Annotated in this window: 16 protein-coding genes; 8 read left to right on the top strand and 8 right to left on the bottom strand. The window is 65.9% G+C overall.

The window, feature by feature from the left end; genetic code table 11:
* A partial coding sequence (locus IPI67_01925) for a DUF559 domain-containing protein (protein MBK7578939.1) occupies positions 1-350 on the bottom strand: 350 nt, incomplete at its 3' end.
* Between the two features lie 339 nt (positions 351-689).
* Here IPI67_01925 and IPI67_01920 point away from each other — a divergent pair.
* From IPI67_01920 to IPI67_01910, 3 genes are all read left to right on the top strand, one after another.
* Complete coding sequence (locus tag IPI67_01920) at positions 690-1,532, top strand: hypothetical protein (GenBank protein ID MBK7578938.1); 843 nt, start codon at positions 690-692, stop codon at positions 1,530-1,532.
* A gap of 16 nt (positions 1,533-1,548) precedes the next feature.
* Positions 1,549-2,337 (top strand): hypothetical protein, encoded by a 789-nt coding sequence (locus tag IPI67_01915; GenBank protein MBK7578937.1) that lies wholly within the window; start codon positions 1,549-1,551, stop codon positions 2,335-2,337.
* Between the two features lie 124 nt (positions 2,338-2,461).
* Entirely contained in the window at positions 2,462-3,217 is a 756-nt protein-coding gene (locus tag IPI67_01910) for a hypothetical protein (GenBank protein ID MBK7578936.1), read from the top strand.
* Between the two features lie 15 nt (positions 3,218-3,232).
* On the opposite strand, the gene IPI67_01905 is transcribed toward IPI67_01910, so the two are convergent.
* A complete protein-coding gene (locus tag IPI67_01905; protein MBK7578935.1) occupies positions 3,233-3,508 on the bottom strand; it encodes a winged helix-turn-helix domain-containing protein in 276 nt (91 codons plus the stop codon).
* Complete coding sequence (locus IPI67_01900) at positions 3,498-4,763, bottom strand: DNA cytosine methyltransferase (GenBank protein MBK7578934.1); 1,266 nt, start codon at positions 4,761-4,763, stop codon at positions 3,498-3,500. The genes IPI67_01905 and IPI67_01900 overlap by 11 nt, the downstream gene beginning before the upstream one ends.
* Before the next feature lie 93 nt (positions 4,764-4,856).
* Here IPI67_01900 and IPI67_01895 point away from each other — a divergent pair, with 93 nt between their 5' ends.
* The gene (locus IPI67_01895) at positions 4,857-6,032 is read left to right on the top strand and encodes a hypothetical protein (GenBank protein ID MBK7578933.1); all 1,176 of its coding nucleotides are present in this window, start codon (positions 4,857-4,859) and stop codon (positions 6,030-6,032) included.
* Positions 6,033-6,179: 147 nt separating this feature from the next.
* Here the strand turns inward: IPI67_01895 and IPI67_01890 are convergent, their stop codons facing one another.
* On the bottom strand, positions 6,180-6,545 hold the full coding sequence (locus IPI67_01890) for a DUF559 domain-containing protein (protein MBK7578932.1): 366 nt from the start codon (positions 6,543-6,545) through the stop codon (positions 6,180-6,182).
* A gap of 358 nt (positions 6,546-6,903) precedes the next feature.
* On the opposite strand from IPI67_01890, the gene IPI67_01885 reads away from it, so the two are divergent.
* Together IPI67_01885 and IPI67_01880 are read left to right on the top strand one after the other, a co-directional pair.
* Positions 6,904-7,731, top strand: coding sequence for a hypothetical protein (locus IPI67_01885; GenBank protein MBK7578931.1), 828 nt, complete (start codon positions 6,904-6,906; stop codon positions 7,729-7,731).
* Between the two features lie 16 nt (positions 7,732-7,747).
* On the top strand, positions 7,748-9,427 hold the full coding sequence (locus tag IPI67_01880) for a hypothetical protein (protein ID MBK7578930.1): 1,680 nt from the start codon (positions 7,748-7,750) through the stop codon (positions 9,425-9,427).
* 31 nt (positions 9,428-9,458) lie between these two features.
* Here IPI67_01880 and IPI67_01875 read toward each other — a convergent pair whose 3' ends face one another.
* A complete protein-coding gene (locus IPI67_01875; protein MBK7578929.1) occupies positions 9,459-9,608 on the bottom strand; it encodes a DUF559 domain-containing protein in 150 nt (49 codons plus the stop codon).
* 228 nt (positions 9,609-9,836) lie between these two features.
* On the opposite strand from IPI67_01875, the gene IPI67_01870 reads away from it, so the two are divergent.
* Positions 9,837-11,273 (top strand): hypothetical protein, encoded by a 1,437-nt coding sequence (locus IPI67_01870; GenBank protein MBK7578928.1) that lies wholly within the window; start codon positions 9,837-9,839, stop codon positions 11,271-11,273.
* A gap of 6 nt (positions 11,274-11,279) precedes the next feature.
* Here IPI67_01870 and IPI67_01865 read toward each other — a convergent pair whose 3' ends face one another.
* The 3 genes from IPI67_01865 to groES all read right to left on the bottom strand — a co-directional run bounded on the left by IPI67_01865 (position 11,280) and on the right by groES (position 15,131).
* A complete protein-coding gene (locus tag IPI67_01865; protein ID MBK7578927.1) occupies positions 11,280-12,923 on the bottom strand; it encodes a hypothetical protein in 1,644 nt (547 codons plus the stop codon).
* Positions 12,924-13,169: 246 nt separating this feature from the next.
* A complete protein-coding gene (gene groL, locus IPI67_01860) occupies positions 13,170-14,801 on the bottom strand; it encodes a chaperonin GroEL (GenBank protein MBK7578926.1) in 1,632 nt (543 codons plus the stop codon).
* A gap of 39 nt (positions 14,802-14,840) precedes the next feature.
* Positions 14,841-15,131 carry a co-chaperone GroES gene (gene groES, locus IPI67_01855; protein ID MBK7578925.1) on the bottom strand — a complete coding sequence of 97 codons (291 nt, stop codon included), beginning with the start codon at positions 15,129-15,131 and terminating at the stop codon, positions 14,841-14,843.
* A gap of 473 nt (positions 15,132-15,604) precedes the next feature.
* On the opposite strand from groES, the gene IPI67_01850 reads away from it, so the two are divergent.
* On the top strand, positions 15,605-16,225 hold the full coding sequence (locus IPI67_01850) for a hypothetical protein (protein ID MBK7578924.1): 621 nt from the start codon (positions 15,605-15,607) through the stop codon (positions 16,223-16,225).
* Positions 16,226-16,232: the final 7 nt, after the last annotated feature.

Here is a 16,232-nt window from a genome sequence, read left to right as displayed (position 1 = left end):
CCCTGAGCGATGACCTCCCGCACCAGCGCCACCACCGCCCGCACGTCCGCCCGCACCTCTTCCGCCCCCACGCGCACCACGCGATACCCCCACCGGGCGAGATCTCTGTCTCTGCGCGCATCAGCCTCCCTTCGCAGCGAGTGATACCCACCATCGACTTCGACGACGAGCTTCACGCTCAGCGCGGCGAAGTCCGCCACGTATCGCCCGATGGGCACCTGCCGCCGGAACGCCACCCCGAGCCTGCCGCCCGGTTCTCCCGCCACAGGATTTCCTCGGTCTCGGTGCAGGAGCGCATTTCGCGAGCCCGTGCGATGATGAGCGGAGAGCTTCTGGGGATGATGGGCCATGGTGCTTCCTCCTCCCGGCGGGACGGCCGGGCTTTGCGACCCCACGGCGCACGATCTGTGACACGCCGCTTCGCGCTCGCTTCATCCGCGGTGCGCGTTGCAGGCTCGGGCTCACTCCGCATGCCACGCGCGGCGTGGCGCAGAGCGTGCGCCACCGGAGCACAGCCCGACCGTCACGCCGGGCGGAACACCACCCGGCGCAACATCGCGACGCTCGCAGCGAGTCATCGCGCCGCCAGACCTCGAGCAGACCCCTCAGGTCACAGTCCCTCCCCTGCCGCGCGAGCGGCGGAGCCGCGAGCACGGCTTTGGAGGGACCGGCGCGCAGCGGCGACGAGGGTGGCAGCACGAGTGGCGGGCAACCTCGGTGACGTCGAGGTGTTCCAGGGGAAGTTCCGGGATGCGGCGGAGCACCTCGAGTACTCACTGCGCAACTGGCCTGCGGGTCAGGAAGCCTCGCGCAAGCGCACGGCCGCGCGGTTCGAGGAAGCAAAGCAGAAGATCGGCACGCTGACGTTGAAGGTCAGCGAAGGCGCTGACGTCTCGGTCAACGGCAAGAGCGTCGGCAAGTCGCCACTCGCGGGACCGGTGTTCATCGAGGCGGGGGCTGCCACGATCGAGGCGAAGATCGGGGAGAAGGTCGTCAAGAAGACGGTCGCGCTCGACGTTGGCGACGCGCGAGAGATCGAGCTCGTGATCGAGGGTGAGGCCGCGGCGGTGGGGCCGGCGGCGGGGCCATCGGAGAACGGCGACGGGACGGCTAGCGGCAACGCAAACGCAAGCGCGGGTGGTGATCTCAAACCGCCAGGTGGATCGTCAGTCAAAACCGTCGGCCTGATCGCGTCCGGGGCGGTTGCGCTGATCGGTCTCGGTGTTGGGGTGGGCTTCTACATGAAGAAGCAGTCGGCGAAGGATGATGCGGACGCACTCCAGAGCGACAACAAGCTCGGCGATAGCGGCTGCAGCGGGAAGACCAAACCCGCCGCTTGCTCCGACCTGGCGGGCGCTGTCGATCGCGCGAAGAGCAGCGGCACGATTTCCACGCTTGGATTCATCGGCGCTGGTGTTGGCGCTGCAGGCTTTGTGGCATTCATGTTGATGCCCGGCTCGAACAACAAGACTGCGGTGTATCCGCTGCTCGACCAGCACACGGCGGGCCTCGGCGCCTTCGGCCGCTTCTGAGAATCAAGGGGATGAAATGAAGACGATGGGCTTTGCTTTCGTGCTTGCTGCTGTCGCCAGCGGCGGTGGGTTGATCGCCTGCGGCGGAGACAACTTCGACTCCTGCGAGGCAACCTCGACCTGTCCGCAGAAGGACGGCGGCACCGGCGCAAGCGGTGGCACCAGCGGTACCGGGGGTTCAGGAGGCACCGGCAACACGGGAGGCACATCCGGCACCGGCGGCACCGGCAACACCGGCGGAACTGCTGGAAGCGGCGGAGTTGCCGGCGGCGACGGCGGCACTTGCGACCCGACGAAGTCGCCTGGCTCCGAGCCATGCCTCATCGCTGACGACTACGGCGTCTTTGTGTCGCCGAAAGGCGACGACACGAGTGGCAGCGGCACCAAGGCCAGCCCGTACAAGACGCTGGGCAAGGCGCTCGCCAGCGCGGGGACCACGGGCAAGAGTGTCTACGCTTGTGACGACGGAGGCGGATTCAGCGAGACGGCGACGCTGGCGGTAACGGCCACTCACGACAGCCGCGGCATGTATGGCGGCTTCGACTGTGGCACCTGGACCTGGTCGGCCAGCGCAAAAGCAAAGGTGAACGGAGCGGCGGTCGGCCTGACGATTTCCGGCATCTCGACGAGCTTCACGGTCGAGAGCTTCGACATCATCGCAGCGAACGCCGCGAACTCTGGCGAGCAGCTTCGGCGCCATTGTCGCGAGCTCGAAGGGCGTCGCGTTCAAGAACGTCTCGCTCACCGCCGGCGACGGCAAGGCTGGAAACGCGGGCAGCGACGGCACGCAAGGGCTGGACGGTGACAACGCAGCGGCGGCGCAGAATGGCGCGGCGGCGACTTGCACGGGGGCGCCGGCGCAACTGCTGGGCGGTTCCTGGAGCGCACCAAGTGGATGCAACTCGCTTGGGGGTGTCGGTGGGTTGGCGGTGAAGGCTACGTCAGGGTTCGGCGGAGGGGCCGGGACGCCCAAGACCAACGTGACGCCTGCAAATACCGACAACGGCGGCGCCGTCGGTACCGGGACTGCGAATGGCAATCTTGGTCAGTCGGGTTCTAACGGCAACTCTGGCTTGCTCGGCTCGGCAGGGGGCACCGGCGTCTTCACTTCCTCGGGCTTCACTTCCGGCAACGGGAACGACGGGGGTGATGGATTCCCCGGCCAAGGCGGCGGGGGTGGCGGAGCCAGCTCGAGTTCGTCAGCCAGCTGCATTGGTGCCTCTGGCGGCGCCGGTGGAATGGGCGGTTGCGGCGGCGGCAAGGGGAGCGCCGGCAAGGGCGGAGGCGCAAGCGTCGCGCTGTTGTCCTGGCAAAGCTCAGTGTCACTAACTGGTTGCTCGCTCACCTCGAAGAAGGGCGGCGACGGCGGCAAGGGCGGAGCAGCGGCTGCCGGCGGCTCGGGCAAAGCAGGCGGACAGGGCGGGCTTGCGGGTGGGGGCCTGGCGAAGGGTGGAGGCGGGGGTGAGGGGGGTAACGGAGGCAACGGAGGATCCGGATCTGGTGGCTCCGGCGGCGGGAGCTATGCGCTCGTTTGGAACGGCTCCAAACCAGCGGCGGCGACGACCACGCTAAAGGAAGGCGCCGGGGGCGGGAAGGGTCTGGGCGGTGCGGTTATGGGTTCTGGGCTGAATCCCGCACCAGATGGAACCGGGGGCCTAGCCGCGCTGGAGTTCGAGCAGAAATGACCAAGTCGCGCGGCTTCACTTCAAGCGCCAGCGCCTAGGTCCATCACCGACGATCGCGCCGGCTTGCTTCAGTCTCGTCCTAGCCCAGGCCAACCTGTAGGCAAGCTCTGTACGAACCCCAACGGATGCATGGCGTGCTTCGCGCTGTGCGGCCGTCAAGCGAAGCGCATTCCCGACATGGAGTTCGAGCTGCTCGTTGGTCGCGCTGCCTCCCAACTCGCGCAGGGCAGCCAGCACGGGCTCCTGCAGCTCTGCTTGCGTCGGAAGACGAGGCCGGTCGTCACGGTCCATCTTCTGCCCCAAGCTCGCGCGCGGGTTGCCTGGCGCGCGCACGCGCACCGTAGCCCTTGCCAGTTCCCGGGTGGGCCGTGTGGCGTCCAGCCAGTGGCCGAAACTCGTGCGGCACATCGCGAACGCGTTCCGCGGTCGGCGCTGGCGATCGGTCCGGAGGCAGGAGCTTGGGTGTACCGCGCGGTGCACGACGACCCAGCAGTTGCACGCGAATCTCGCGGGCCAGCACTTCTCCCAGGAGGGACGGGACCGCGTTTCCAACCTGCCGCTGCACGGATGTCCGACCGCCACAAATCTCTACGTCATCAGGAAATGTCTGAAGCCTGCAAAGCTCGCGCATGCTTAGCCTGCGATTCTTCCAGTGGAAAGGGCCCACCGCGGGGCCGGGCTGAGCCTGGATAGTCCATGATGGTTGGCTCTTCGCGAGCTTGAGCAAGAAACTCCAGTAACGGCGTCTCCACCCGAAGAGAGGCAGACCACCTCCCCTGTCGGTATGCCAGAGGTAGTTGTTGCCCTCCGGAATTGAGGGGAGAAGCCTGGCCCACTTTCCACGCACCGCAAGGTCCTCGTTAGGAGATGGCTCAACATCTGCGAGCGCGTCCCAGGCCGTGCGGTATAGCGGCAAGTCAGCCTCTTTGAACAGGTTGGCCTGCTCGACCGCCGCTTGGTGCGTGGGTTGCGGAAACTGAAAGTGGGTTCCGTCGCGCGCCCCAATCACGAAGACCCGCTCGCGAACTTGTGGCACGCCATAGTCCGCGGCGCGAAGCACGGCGACACGAGGTTGGTAATTGCTCTTGGTTCTGCGGTTGATCACGCGAATTCGCTCGACGAGTAGCCGTAGTCCCTCATCCTTTCCGGAGTAAGCGAGTCCCTCCACGTTTTCGAGCAAAAAGGCGCGAGGCAGCGCTTCTTCGAGAACGCGAAGGTAGGCGCTCAATGTGTCTGCGCGCGGGTCGTCGAGGCGCTTGGTGTCGCCTTTGGCCCAGTAGCCGGACTTGGAAAAAGGCTGGCACGGTGGACCTCCAATGAGTACATCGACGTCACCCTGGCGCAGCCCAGCGCGCTCGAGCATCTCGCTCGTAGGAACGTCGAAAATGCTGCGCTCGATGACTTCCCAGCCACGGCTCGACCGCAAGGTCTCACAAGCGTCATGATCGAACTCAAGGGCCACCGCAGAGTGAAAGCCGGCTGCCTCGAAACCGTAGTCGAGCCCGCCCGCGCCGGAATAGAGGCTGATGACTGTTGGTCCACCCATCGCTTCGGCCATAGCATGACCTGACCCAGGCAAGGAGGGCGCTCCACGCTTGGGTCGGACACAGAAAGTCCCACCTCGGGAGATCATGGGGTTGTGAGCGTCATCGAGTACTATCGCGGAGTCCACGGGCACGCGAACGTCGGCAGAATCACCCGCGCACTCGAGGAGTCAGGCGCCCAAATCCTCGCGGCGCCTGATGCGACGGTCGCGCCATTTGAGTACCGGATCCGGTCGCCCAGAGGCGAGGTACTCGACCTAGTTTGCTACGCGTTTACGGCAAACAAGTACAAACAGGCGGGGCGCCCAGTCGATGAACACCGATTCCAAGTGAAATACGGAAGCGAGTTCAAGAGGTACCACGACCTCTTTGTCGATGAACGCCGACGAAAGATCACTCTCATGTTCGGCGTTCACCATGAGATGGACCTCTTTGTCGCCGTGGACCCCTCGGTCCACACACCGACCTGGTTCTCAATGTCGGTGGAATTCAAAGGCGCGGATCTTCTCGCCGCGAAACGATCTGGTTGGGTGAGCTGGGAACGCGAGCGCTCGGCAGCTCGCCGAAAAGCGGAGATGCCACGCCTCGACTTCAGCACGGAGGTGGTGTCCGCGTTTCGGCCAGGTCACTTCCTTCGATTCATTGAGTTCGAGCGTGTAGCAACTGGACTCGATCCCGGGGAGCGCCTGCTGCTCGCAGATCGAATCGCTCGCCGTCTCGACGCGCCCGAGCCCGGAAAGCGCGAGAAGCTCCACCCTCTGGAGAGAGCGCTCGGGCTGTCCGGAGGGGAGTTACTCGACGTTTTGGGCAGCTCCTTCCGGCTTGCCGCCGCCATTAGGGGTCGTGTTGCCGAGCACCACCTCGGGGGTGAGTTGGAGCGTACTGCTGGAGTCAGCGATGTCCGACATCTGGACGAAGATGGCCAGCCAGACTTCACCGTCCGGTACGAGCGGAACCTGTTCAGAATTGAATGCAAGAACGTTCTGAGAAGGAGAAACAGGGACGGGTACCCAAGGGTGGATTTTCAGAAGACACGCGCGTCCAAGGGCAACCCGTGCAGTCGCTACTATCGTGCCGCCCAGTTCGAAGTGCTCGCCGCTTGCCTTCATCCAGTAACAGAGCAGTGGGAGTTCAACTTCTGTCCGACCCGGGTCTTGGCGCCGCATCCCAACTGTCGCGGGCACCTTTCGGAGAAGGTGCTTGTCAGCGGCCGTGGTTGGCGCGAGCAGCTTCCCGCTGTGCTGGAAACGATATTGCGCAGTCGTGGCTAAGCAAACGAACATCCACCGGGCCCCGGCATGAGCGACCGGCAACGTGTGCTGCCTTGTCGTGCGACGCAGAGCGAGAACTCGACAACAATGGCCCGTCTTCGTTCCGGCTACGTGGATCCGCTGTGGCTCGTGGGAGTCCCGGCGCATTTACCGCGTGGACGTGCCTTGCAGAACCCGACGTGCCCTGTCGACAACCCTGTCCACCTCAGCCCGCACCTCGTCCGCCCCCACGTGCAGCACGCGAAAGCCCCACCGCGCGAGATCTCTATCTCTGCGCGCATCAGCCGCCCCTCGCAGCGAGTGATACCCACCATCGACTTCGACGACGAGCTTCACCGACAGCGCGGCGAAGTCCGCCACGTACCGCCCGATGGGCACTTGCCGCCGAAACGCGACGCCGAGCCGCCCACCCGAGAGCTCGTGCCACAGGATTTCCTCGGTCTCGGTCATTGCAGAGCGCATTTCGCGAGCCCGTGCGATGATGAGCGGAGAGCTTCGGGGATGATGGGCCATGGTGCTTCCTCCTCCCGGCGTGACGGCCGGGCTTTGCGACCCCACGGCGCACGATCTGTGACACGCCGTCTCCAAGTCGCTCCGATGCGCGCGCACCACTCGAGCCTCGCACACGCCCGCTGCATCACGCGCGGCGTGGCGCAGAGCGTGCGCCACCGGAGCACAGCCCGGCCGTCACGCCGGGCGGAACACCCACACGGCCCGGCATCGCCAAGCTCGCAGCGAGTCATCGCGCCGCCAGACCTCGAGCAGACCCCTCAGGTCACAGTCCCTCCCTGCCGCGCGGAGCGGCGGAGCCGCGAGCACGGCTTTGGGAGGGACCGGCGCCGCGCAGCGGCGACGGGGGTGGGCAGCACGAGTGGCGGGCAACCTCGGTGACGTGGAGGTGTTCCAGGGGAAGTTCCGGGATGCGGCGGAGCACCTCGAGTACTCACTGCGCAACTGGCCTGCGGGTCAAGAGGCCTCGCGCAAGCGCACGTGGGCGCGGTTCGAGGAAGCAAAGCAGAAGATCGGCACGCTGACGTTGAAGGTCAGCGAAGGCGCGGACATCAGCGTCAACGGCAAGCCGGTCGGCAAGTCGCCGCTGCCGGGACCGGTGTTCATCGAGGCGGGGGCGGCGACGATCGAGGCGAAGATCGGGGAGAAGGTCGTCAAGAAGACGGTCGCGCTCGATGTCGGCGACGCGCGAGAGATCGAGCTCGTGATCGAGGGGGAGGCGGCGGCGGTGGGACCAGCGGCGGGGCCATCGGAGAACGGCGACGGTTCCGGCGGCGCGAACGCGAACGGCAACGCGAGTGGTGATCTCAAACCGCCAGGTGGATCGTCAGTCAAGACTGTCGGGATGATCGCGTCCGGAGCGGTTGCGCTGATCGGTCTCGGTGTTGGGGTGGGCTTCTACATGAAGAAGCAGTCGGCGAAGGATGATGCGGACAGTCTCCGCGCAGACAACAAGTTGGGAGCCGGCGGTTGTCGCAACAACAACTCGACTGTCTGCGCAGATCTGGCAGACGCGAATGATCGCGCTGAAAGTAGCCGAACCATTTCCACGATTGGATTCGTCGGCGCCGGTGTTGGCGCTGCGGGCTTCGTGGCATTCATGTTGATGCCCGGCTCGAACAACAAGACTGCAGTGTATCCGCTGCTGGATCAGCACACGGCAGGCCTCGGCGCCTTCGGCCGCTTCTGATGATCAAGGGGACGAAATGAAGAAGATGGGCTTTGCTTTCGTGTTGGTGGCCATCGGCGCGTCCGCAGCGCTGGTCGCCGGTTGTGGTGGTGAAGACTTCGGTTCCTGTGAGGCCAACGCCACGTGCGGTACCGGAGGCAAAGACGGCGGCACCGGCGCGACCGGAGGCACATCCGGCACCGGCGGTTCAGGAGGCACCGGCAACACCGGAGGCACCTCCGGCACTGGCGGCACTGGCAACACCGGCGGCACCGCTGGAAGCGGCGGAGTTGCCGGCGGTGACGGCGGCACTTGCGACCCGACGAAGTCGCCTGGCTCCGAGCCATGCCTCATCGCTGACGACTACGGTGTCTTTGTTTCGCCGAAAGGCGACGACACTAGCGGCAACGGCACCAAAGCCAGCCCGTACAAGACGCTGGGCAAGGCGCTCGCCAGCGCGGGGACCACGGGCAAGGGTGTCTACGCTTGTGACGACGGAGGCGGATTCAGCGAGACGGCGACGCTGGCGGTAACGGCCACTCACGACAGCCGCGGCATGTATGGCGGCTTCGACTGTGGCACCTGGACCTGGTCGGCCAGCGCAAAAGCAAAGGTGAACGGAGCGGCGGTCGGCCTGACGATTTCCGGCATCTCGACGAGCTTCACAGTCGAGAGCTTCGACATCATCGCAGCGAACGCCGCGAACTCTGGCGAGAGCAGCTTCGGCGCCATTGTCGCGAGCTCGAAGGGCGTCGCGTTCAAGAACGTGTCGCTCACCGCTGGCGACGGCAAGGCTGGAAACGCGGGCAGCGACGGGACGCAAGGGCCGGATGGTGACAACGCGGCGGCAGCGCAGAATGGCGCGGCGGCGACGTGTACGAGTGCGCCGGGCACACAGGACGGAGGGAAATGGTCCGGCGCGAGCACGTGCGGATCGAAGGGCGGCAATGGCGGTTTGGCGAACAAGGGCCTTGCCGGCGAAGACGGAGCCGCTGGCCTGCCCCAAACCAGCGTGACTCCGCCCAACATCAAAAACGGCGGCGCCGCCGGCTCAGGCACGAACAACGGAACGGCTGGTGTAGCAGGCTCCAACGGAAACTCCGGCACGCTCGCAACCGCCGCTGCCTCGAGCGGGACCTTCACCTCGTCCGGGTTCACTCCCGCGAACGGCAACGACGGCGCTAATGGTTTCCCGGGCCAAGGCGGCGGCGGCGGTGGTGCAAGCGCGGGCTCGGGGTCGTGCATCGGCGCGTCCGGCGGCGCGGGCGGAATGGCGGGTTGCGGCGGCGGCAAGGGCACCGGCGGCAAGGGCGGCGGCGCGAGCGTTGCGCTTCTCTCGTGGCAGAGCGACGTGACCGTGAGCGGTTGCTCGCTCACTTCCAAGAAGGGTGGCGACGGCGGAAAGGGCGGGAGCGCCGCGCCGGGAGGAAGCGGAAAGAGTGGTGGAAGCGGGGGTCTTGCCGGGGGCGGTCTGGGGGCTGGCGGTCCGGGCGGTGCTGGCGGCACGGGCGGCCCTGGCGGCTCCGGCTCCGGCGCCACAGGTGGCGCGAGCCACGCGCTCGTGTGGAACGGAACCAAGCCCAGCATTCCCTCGACCGTGCTCGCCGAAGGCACTGGCGGAGCAAAAGGGCCCGGCGGCGCGGTGCAAGGTTCCAACTTGAATCCTGCTCCGGAGGGCACGGCCGGACCTGCTGGCAAAGAGTTCGAGCAGAAGTGATGCAGGCGCGTGCGCGTCAGCCTGCACACTCTCACCCCTGAGCGATGACCTCCCGCACCCGCGCCACGACCTCGTGCACGTCCGCCCGCACCTCTTCCGCCCCGACGCGCAGCACGCGGTAGCCCAACCGACGCAGCGAGTCATCGCGCCGCCAAATCTCGAGCAGACCCCTCCAGGTCACAGTCCCTCCCTGCCGCGCGGAGCGGCGCAGCCGCGAGCACGGCTTTGGGAGGGACCGGCGCCGCGCAGCGGCGACGAGGGTGGGCAACCCCAGAGGGTGGGCACGGGGCAGAAAGACCGCAACCCGACCCAGCCCGGGCACGACCTGGCCAAATCCGACGTCACCTGGCCCAAACGCCAGGTGAAAACTACTGAATGAGGCGCTATTCTGGGCGACTCGGGAGGGCTCATGAGCCACAGAACTGCTTTCTTTTCTCGAACGGCGCTGCGCGCGGCGTTCACCTTCGGTCTGGCTGCCTCGGCCGTGTGCGTTGCGGTTCCGGCGTGCTCCAGCGGTGACGACTTCAGCACCGAGAACACCGGCGGCAAGAGCAACACCGGCGGGAGCGCCGGTGACGCGAGCACCACGGGAGGCTCGGGCGGCGGCGGTGGCGCGTCGGGCTCGAATACGGGCGGCGTCGCGGGGACAGGAACGGGCGGCGTCGCGGGGACAGGAACGGGCGGAGCCGCGGGCTCGGGCACCGGTGGTGTTTCGGGAAGCAGCGGCAGCGGCGGTACCGCGAGCGGCGGCGCCTCCGGCAGCGACGGCGGCAGCGGCAAGGAAAACGGAAAGCCCTGCGCCAACGGCACCGAGTGCAAGAGCAGCTACTGCGTCGATCAGGTTTGCTGCGAGAGCGACTGCAAAGGCGACTGCCGCAGCTGCAAGGTCTCAGGCAAGGAAGGCTTCTGCACTCCGTACTCTCAGGGCACCGATCCGGAGGGCGATTGTGTTGGCGCCGGGACACCGACAGACCCTTGTGCAGGTACTTGCGACGGCAAGAGCGCGTGCACCTATCCGGACAGCTCGAAATCGTGCGGGGCCCAGGCGTGCGCGAGCGCGACGCAGAGCAACTACTCGTGCAGTTCGACTGGTAGCTGCACCACGATCAACAAGCCTTGCGACCCGTATCAGTGTTCCGGCAACAGCTGCCTGTCGAACTGTACCGCTGACGCCGAGTGCATCAGCAGCAACTGGTGCAATACGCCCAAATGCGTGATCAAGGCCGCGATAGGCGGCACTTGCCCCAAAGATAGCGCGTGCCAGAGCAGCCACTGCGTTGCCGGACTCTGTTGCCCGACGGCTTGCGACCAGAGCTTCACCTGCGAAAGCGGCAGCTGTAAGTGCAACGGTCAGACCTGCGCGGCTGGTGCGAGTTGTGTCACCTACTATGCAGACGTCGATGGGGACGGGTTCGGCGACCCCAACGCGCCAGCGCTGGGCTGCAGCAGCCCCGCCCCGGCCAAGTACGTGCTCAACAAGACCGACTGCGACGATGGAGACAACAAAGCGTTTCCAGGTCAGACCAACTTCTTCGACGTCCCGCGCAAGGGCAAGGGCGGGTACGACTACAACTGCGACGGGAACGCCACGCCGTTCTACGCCAATGTATCAGGCAAGAGTTGCGGTCGATGTGCACCCGGCGGGCTGTGTAGCGCGCTCTTTTGCAACATGGCTTGGGGCTGCAACCCAGCCGGCTGCTCCGGTGACGGACCGGCTGAGGGGTACTTTGGCAACGTCGCCTGCGGACAGTCCGGCACCCTCCAGACCTGCGCGGACAACCCGGGAGTTTCCGGCTGCCAGAACGTGACGGGAACGGTTTCCAACAAGCTGCAGCCCTGCTTGTAACGCCGATCACATCCAAATTCGCGCCAGGTAGATCTTGTCCGTCGGCGCCTTTTGGCTGATGCCGACCACCAGCGCCTTGCCGTCCGGCAGCATGTAGATCCCTTGCGGGATCACATTCGCGCTCACGTCCACAAAGCCTGCGCCTACAACGCCACCGTTCGCGCCGAAGACCGCGATTCGAAACGACTGAGCTGAGCGTCCGGCGGTGACGATCTGGCCAGCGGCATCCAAGGTCATCGCGTCGATGCGAATGCCAGAGTTCTTGTAGATCCCCGTTGCGCCGAAGGTCGCATCGGGAGCCCCCTGCGCATCGAGCTGGAGCAAGAAGTACTGGTCGGGCGCGGCGCCCCCCGCGCCGACGATCCGCTTGTCGGGACGCACCGCCATCCCCGTGAGAACGAGGCCGCTACCGAGTGTCATCGTTGCAACGCCGGCGGTGCCGAAGGCGTCGGCAGCGCCACCAGGGGTGAACCGCGCGACGACCGCGACCGCACTCGGGGTGTTGCCCGCAATCACAACCTTGTTGTCTGCATCGATCGCGACGGCGACGGCGTCACTGACCGTCGAACCAGTGTTCGCGGTGACAAAGGACTGGTTGCCGAAGGCAGTATCCGGCGTGCCATTCTCGTTGAGCCGACCCGCGAACCCATGCGCCGGCGTCTTGTCGTCTTTGCCCGCCGCGACCAGCTTGGTTCCCGAAACCACCAACGCGTAGGCGCTTCCACCGGGACCCGTGACCTCGCCGGCCGAGCCAAAGGTCGGGTCAAGCACTCCGTTCGTGTCGAAGCGCGCGACATGAATTAGGTCGCCAGTGAAGTACCCGGCTACCGCGGGGCGCTGTTGTGAGTCGACGACGACGCCGCGAAGAACGTGCTCGCCAGTCGCGGCATTCAAATAGCGTACGACCACCCCGTTCGTGCCAAAGGTCGGGTCGATCTGCCCCGACGGCAGATAACGCGCGAGAAAATACGCGTGGTTGTTGCCCACGGTCGAGCCAGCCTCACCCGCGACGTAAATGCTGCCATTGGGGGAAACCGCCGCGGCCCGAGCGCGGCTCCATTCTGCGTACAGGTTGACGGAAACCTCACCCCCGACGCCGAACGCGTTGTCGAGACTTCCGGGCGCACCGCGCACGAGGAGGTCCATGGCGACAGTCTTGGTGACGCCATTGGCCTGAGCACGCAGGTTCACTTTCCCCGCGATGTGGGTAGCGCCCGCTGCTGCCTGGACATTGAGGGCCACCCACTGATCCGCACTGTTCGCAATGACCGGAGCGGCGGTGACTCCCGCGGGCAGCCCCACGAAGTCCACGGTGATCGGATCGGTCATCTTGTCCCGCGCGACGACCACCCCGACGTTGATGCTCTTGCCGACCTCCAGCGTGAGCGAGGTGACGTCCGGGAAGATTGCGAAGCTCCCCGCAGGCGCGGTTCCTCCGCTTCCACCACCATCGCTCCCGCCCACGCCGCCGAAGCCGCCCACTCCGCCAAAGCCACCGCCCCCGCTGCCACCCGCACCGCCGCCGCCACCGCCCGCACCGCCGGAGCTCGCGCCACAGGTACGCGTCTCTTCGCAGGTCGTCTCCGCACACGACAACGAGCTCGACGAAGCGGCGAGCGCGACAACCAGCGCGCCGCCCATCACCCGCATCCGCCGACCACCCGTCACCACCGAACCTGACCTCCCGAATCGCTTCGAGCCTAACAGATTCTCGTTGCCGTTTTGCGCTCGGGCGCGGGATCGGACGTCCCACCTTGCCCGCGCGCCGTTACACGGCCGCGAGCAAAGGGCCGGGCCGGCGCTCGGCACGCCTTCGCGCAAAAAAAGGCGGACCCCTCTCGGGATCCGCCTTCTCTACAGCTTCAGCTCACGCGCGCCCTTGCGAGCGCGGCGCGCTCAGAAGTCGTGGCCGTGGCCGGCGTGACCGCCGCCGCCGCCGCCGCCCTTTTCCTCTTTCGGCTTCTCGGCAACGAGCGCCTCGGTGGTGAGCATCAAGCCCGCCACGCTGGCCGCGTTCTGCAGCGCCGAGCGCACGACCTTCGCCGGGTCGATGACACCCTGGGCCACGAGGTCACCGTACTCGCCGGTGGCCGCGTTGAACCCGAAGTTGCCCTTACCCTCGCGCACCTTCTGCACGATGATGGAGCCCTCTTCGCCCGCGTTCGCGACGATCTGGCGGAGGGGTTCCTCGATCGAGCGACGGATGATCGTGACGCCGAAGCGCTGATCGTCGTTGACCTTCAGCGCATCGAGAGCAGCCTGAGCGCGGATCAGAGCGACGCCGCCGCCGGGGACGATGCCTTCCTCGACCGCCGCACGGGTGGCGTGGAGGGCGTCTTCGACGCGGGCCTTCTTCTCCTTCATCTCGGTCTCGGTCGCAGCGCCGACCTTGATCACCGCAACGCCGCCCACGAGCTTGGCCAGGCGCTCCTGGAGCTTCTCGCGGTCGTAGTCGCTGGTGGTGTTCTCGATCTGACCGCGGATCTCGCTCTGGCGAGCCTTGATCTTCTCTTTGACGCCAGCGCCATCGACGATGGTGGTGTTGTCCTTGTCGATCTTGAGCGTCTTCGCGCGGCCGAGGTCGGTGATGGTGACGTTCTCGAGCTTGAGGCCGAGCTCCTCGGCGATGACCTGACCGCCGGTGAGGGTCGCGATGTCCTTGAGCATCTCCTTGCGGCGATCACCGAAGCCCGGGGCCTTGACGGCGCAGCAGGCCAGCGTGCCACGGAGCTTGTTGACGACCAGCGTCGCGAGCGCCTCGCCCTCGACGTCCTCGGCGATGATGAGCAGCGGCTTCTGCTGCCGCGCAATCGCCTCGAGGACCGGGAGCAGGTCCTTCATGTTGCTGATCTTCTTCTCGCTGAGGAGGATGTAGCAGTCGTCCAGGTGCGCTTCCATGCGCTCCGGGTCCGTCACGAAGTACGGCGACAGGTAGCCGCGGTCGAACTGCATGCCTTCGACGACCTCGAGGGTGGTCTCGGCGCTCTTCGCCTCTTCGACGGTGATGACGCCTTCTTTGCCCACCTTCTCCATGGCCTCGCTGAGCAGCTTGCCGATGGTGGTGTCGCCGTTGGCGCTGACCGTGCCGACCTGAGCGATCTCGTTCGGGTCCTTGGTCTGCTTCGCCATCTTCTTGAGCTCACCGACGATGGTCTCGACGGCCTTGTCGATGCCGCGCTTGACCTCCATCGGGTTGTGACCGGCCGCGACGAGCTTGCTGCCCTCGCGGAAGATCGCCTGCGCGAGCACGGTGGCGGTGGTGGTGCCGTCGCCGGCGACGTCGCTGGTCTTCGAGGCGACCTCGCGGACCATCTGCGCGCCCATGTTCTCGAAGCGGTTCTCGAGCTCGATCTCCTTGGCGACGGTGACGCCGTCCTTGGTGACCGTCGGCGAGCCGAAGCTCTTCTCGAGCACGACGTTGCGGCCCTTCGGGCCGAGGGTGACCTTGACCGCGTCCGCGAGGGCGTTGACGCCGTTGAGGATCAGGGTGCGAGCTTGCTCTTGGTAAACGATTTCTTTTGCTGCCATTTTTGTCTCTCCTCTAAATCTTTTGTCGGGGGTACAGGTTCACTTCTCGATCACGCCGAGGATGTCGTCCTCGCGCAGGATGAGGTGCTCCTCACCGTCGATCTTCACCTCGGTGCCGCTGTACTTGCCGAACAGCACACGGTCGCCCGCCTTGACGTCGAGCTTGCGCAGGGTGCCGTCGTCGGCGACCTTGCCGTTGCCCACCGCGATGACCTCACCCTCGATGGGCTTCTCTTTCGCGGTGTCCGGGATGATGATCCCGCCTTTGGTCTTCTCGTCTTCTTTGACTCGTTTCACGATGACGCGGTCTTGCAGGGGTCGGATCTTCATGGTCTTCCTCTCCTCATTCGGTGGGGGCCGGGATGTGACCGGGGCGGTCGCGGCGAACGTCGCTGCGGGCCCTAGCCCCGGGAACAAACCCGGTTTTCTGGGGGCTTTTTGACGCGGACGCGCCGTTCAAACCCTTGAAATTATTCGGCTAAAGAGTTAGCACTCACCTAATGAGAGTGCTAACAGGTCACCGAATCTAGTCAGCTCTCGGATGGAGTCAAGGGGGGCACAGTGTAGGCAGGAATTGGCAGCCTCACTCGGCGAGTGCTGAGGAAATGGTGTGCAGCCTCACTTCAACTTGGCCAGCTGTGCCCGCCTCGCTCATATTGAATCAAGCTAGTTGAAGAAGGCGCGCAAGGTCACCGAAACCACGACTGACTTGCCGGCCCCGCCCACTGAATGCGGGGCATGCGGTGCCGCCTCCCTCACCCCCCCTCTACGGCCCAGTTCCGGCCGCACAGGAGAGATCCGCAATGAGTGACAGCCCCAACCGTTCCCCCATCGACCTGGCCTCCAGCGTGAGCGACTTCTTCGCTCCGGTGGTTGCCGACGCCATCCGGGCTCGCGGCTACGAGGCCACCGACGCCGCCGAGGCCTACATGGTCGCGCTGCTCGCGGACTACACCAAGCCGGGGCAGCTCGGCGAAGAGACGCTGTCACGACCGCTCACGCTGCTGCTCGACGAGGCCATGCAGACCGCGGGACCCGAGCGCTTCGAGCGCCTGCGCGTGCTGGGCGACGGTGTGCTCTACGTGAGCGGATTTTTTGGTGAGCACCTCGACACCCGAGGCGTCGAGCGGCGCTACGTGAGCTCCCTCGGAGCGTGTGCGTACGAGAACGCTTCGGCCATGCTGCGGCAGCGCGAGAGTGATGGCAACGCTCCCGATCTGTTCCGGGAGCTTGCCGCGAAGTTTCGCATGTTCGTCAGCTTGATCGCCGACATCGCCGAGTCGCTGCGAGCCAAGTCGGCGCGCACGGACGGCGCGGTCGTGAAGTTGTACGAGCGTTGGCTGCGAACCGGCTCCTCGACCTTGGGCGACGCGCTGGTAGCGCGAGGCATGGTGCCCGTGCGCGGCGGCGGGATGGTGCATTGAGCGATCC

Source organism: Myxococcales bacterium (assembly GCA_016706225.1).
Taxonomy (GTDB): Bacteria; Myxococcota_A; Polyangia; order Polyangiales; family Polyangiaceae; genus JADJKB01.
Note: the sequence above shows the minus strand (reverse complement) of the source record. Positions and strands in the feature narration are given on the sequence as shown.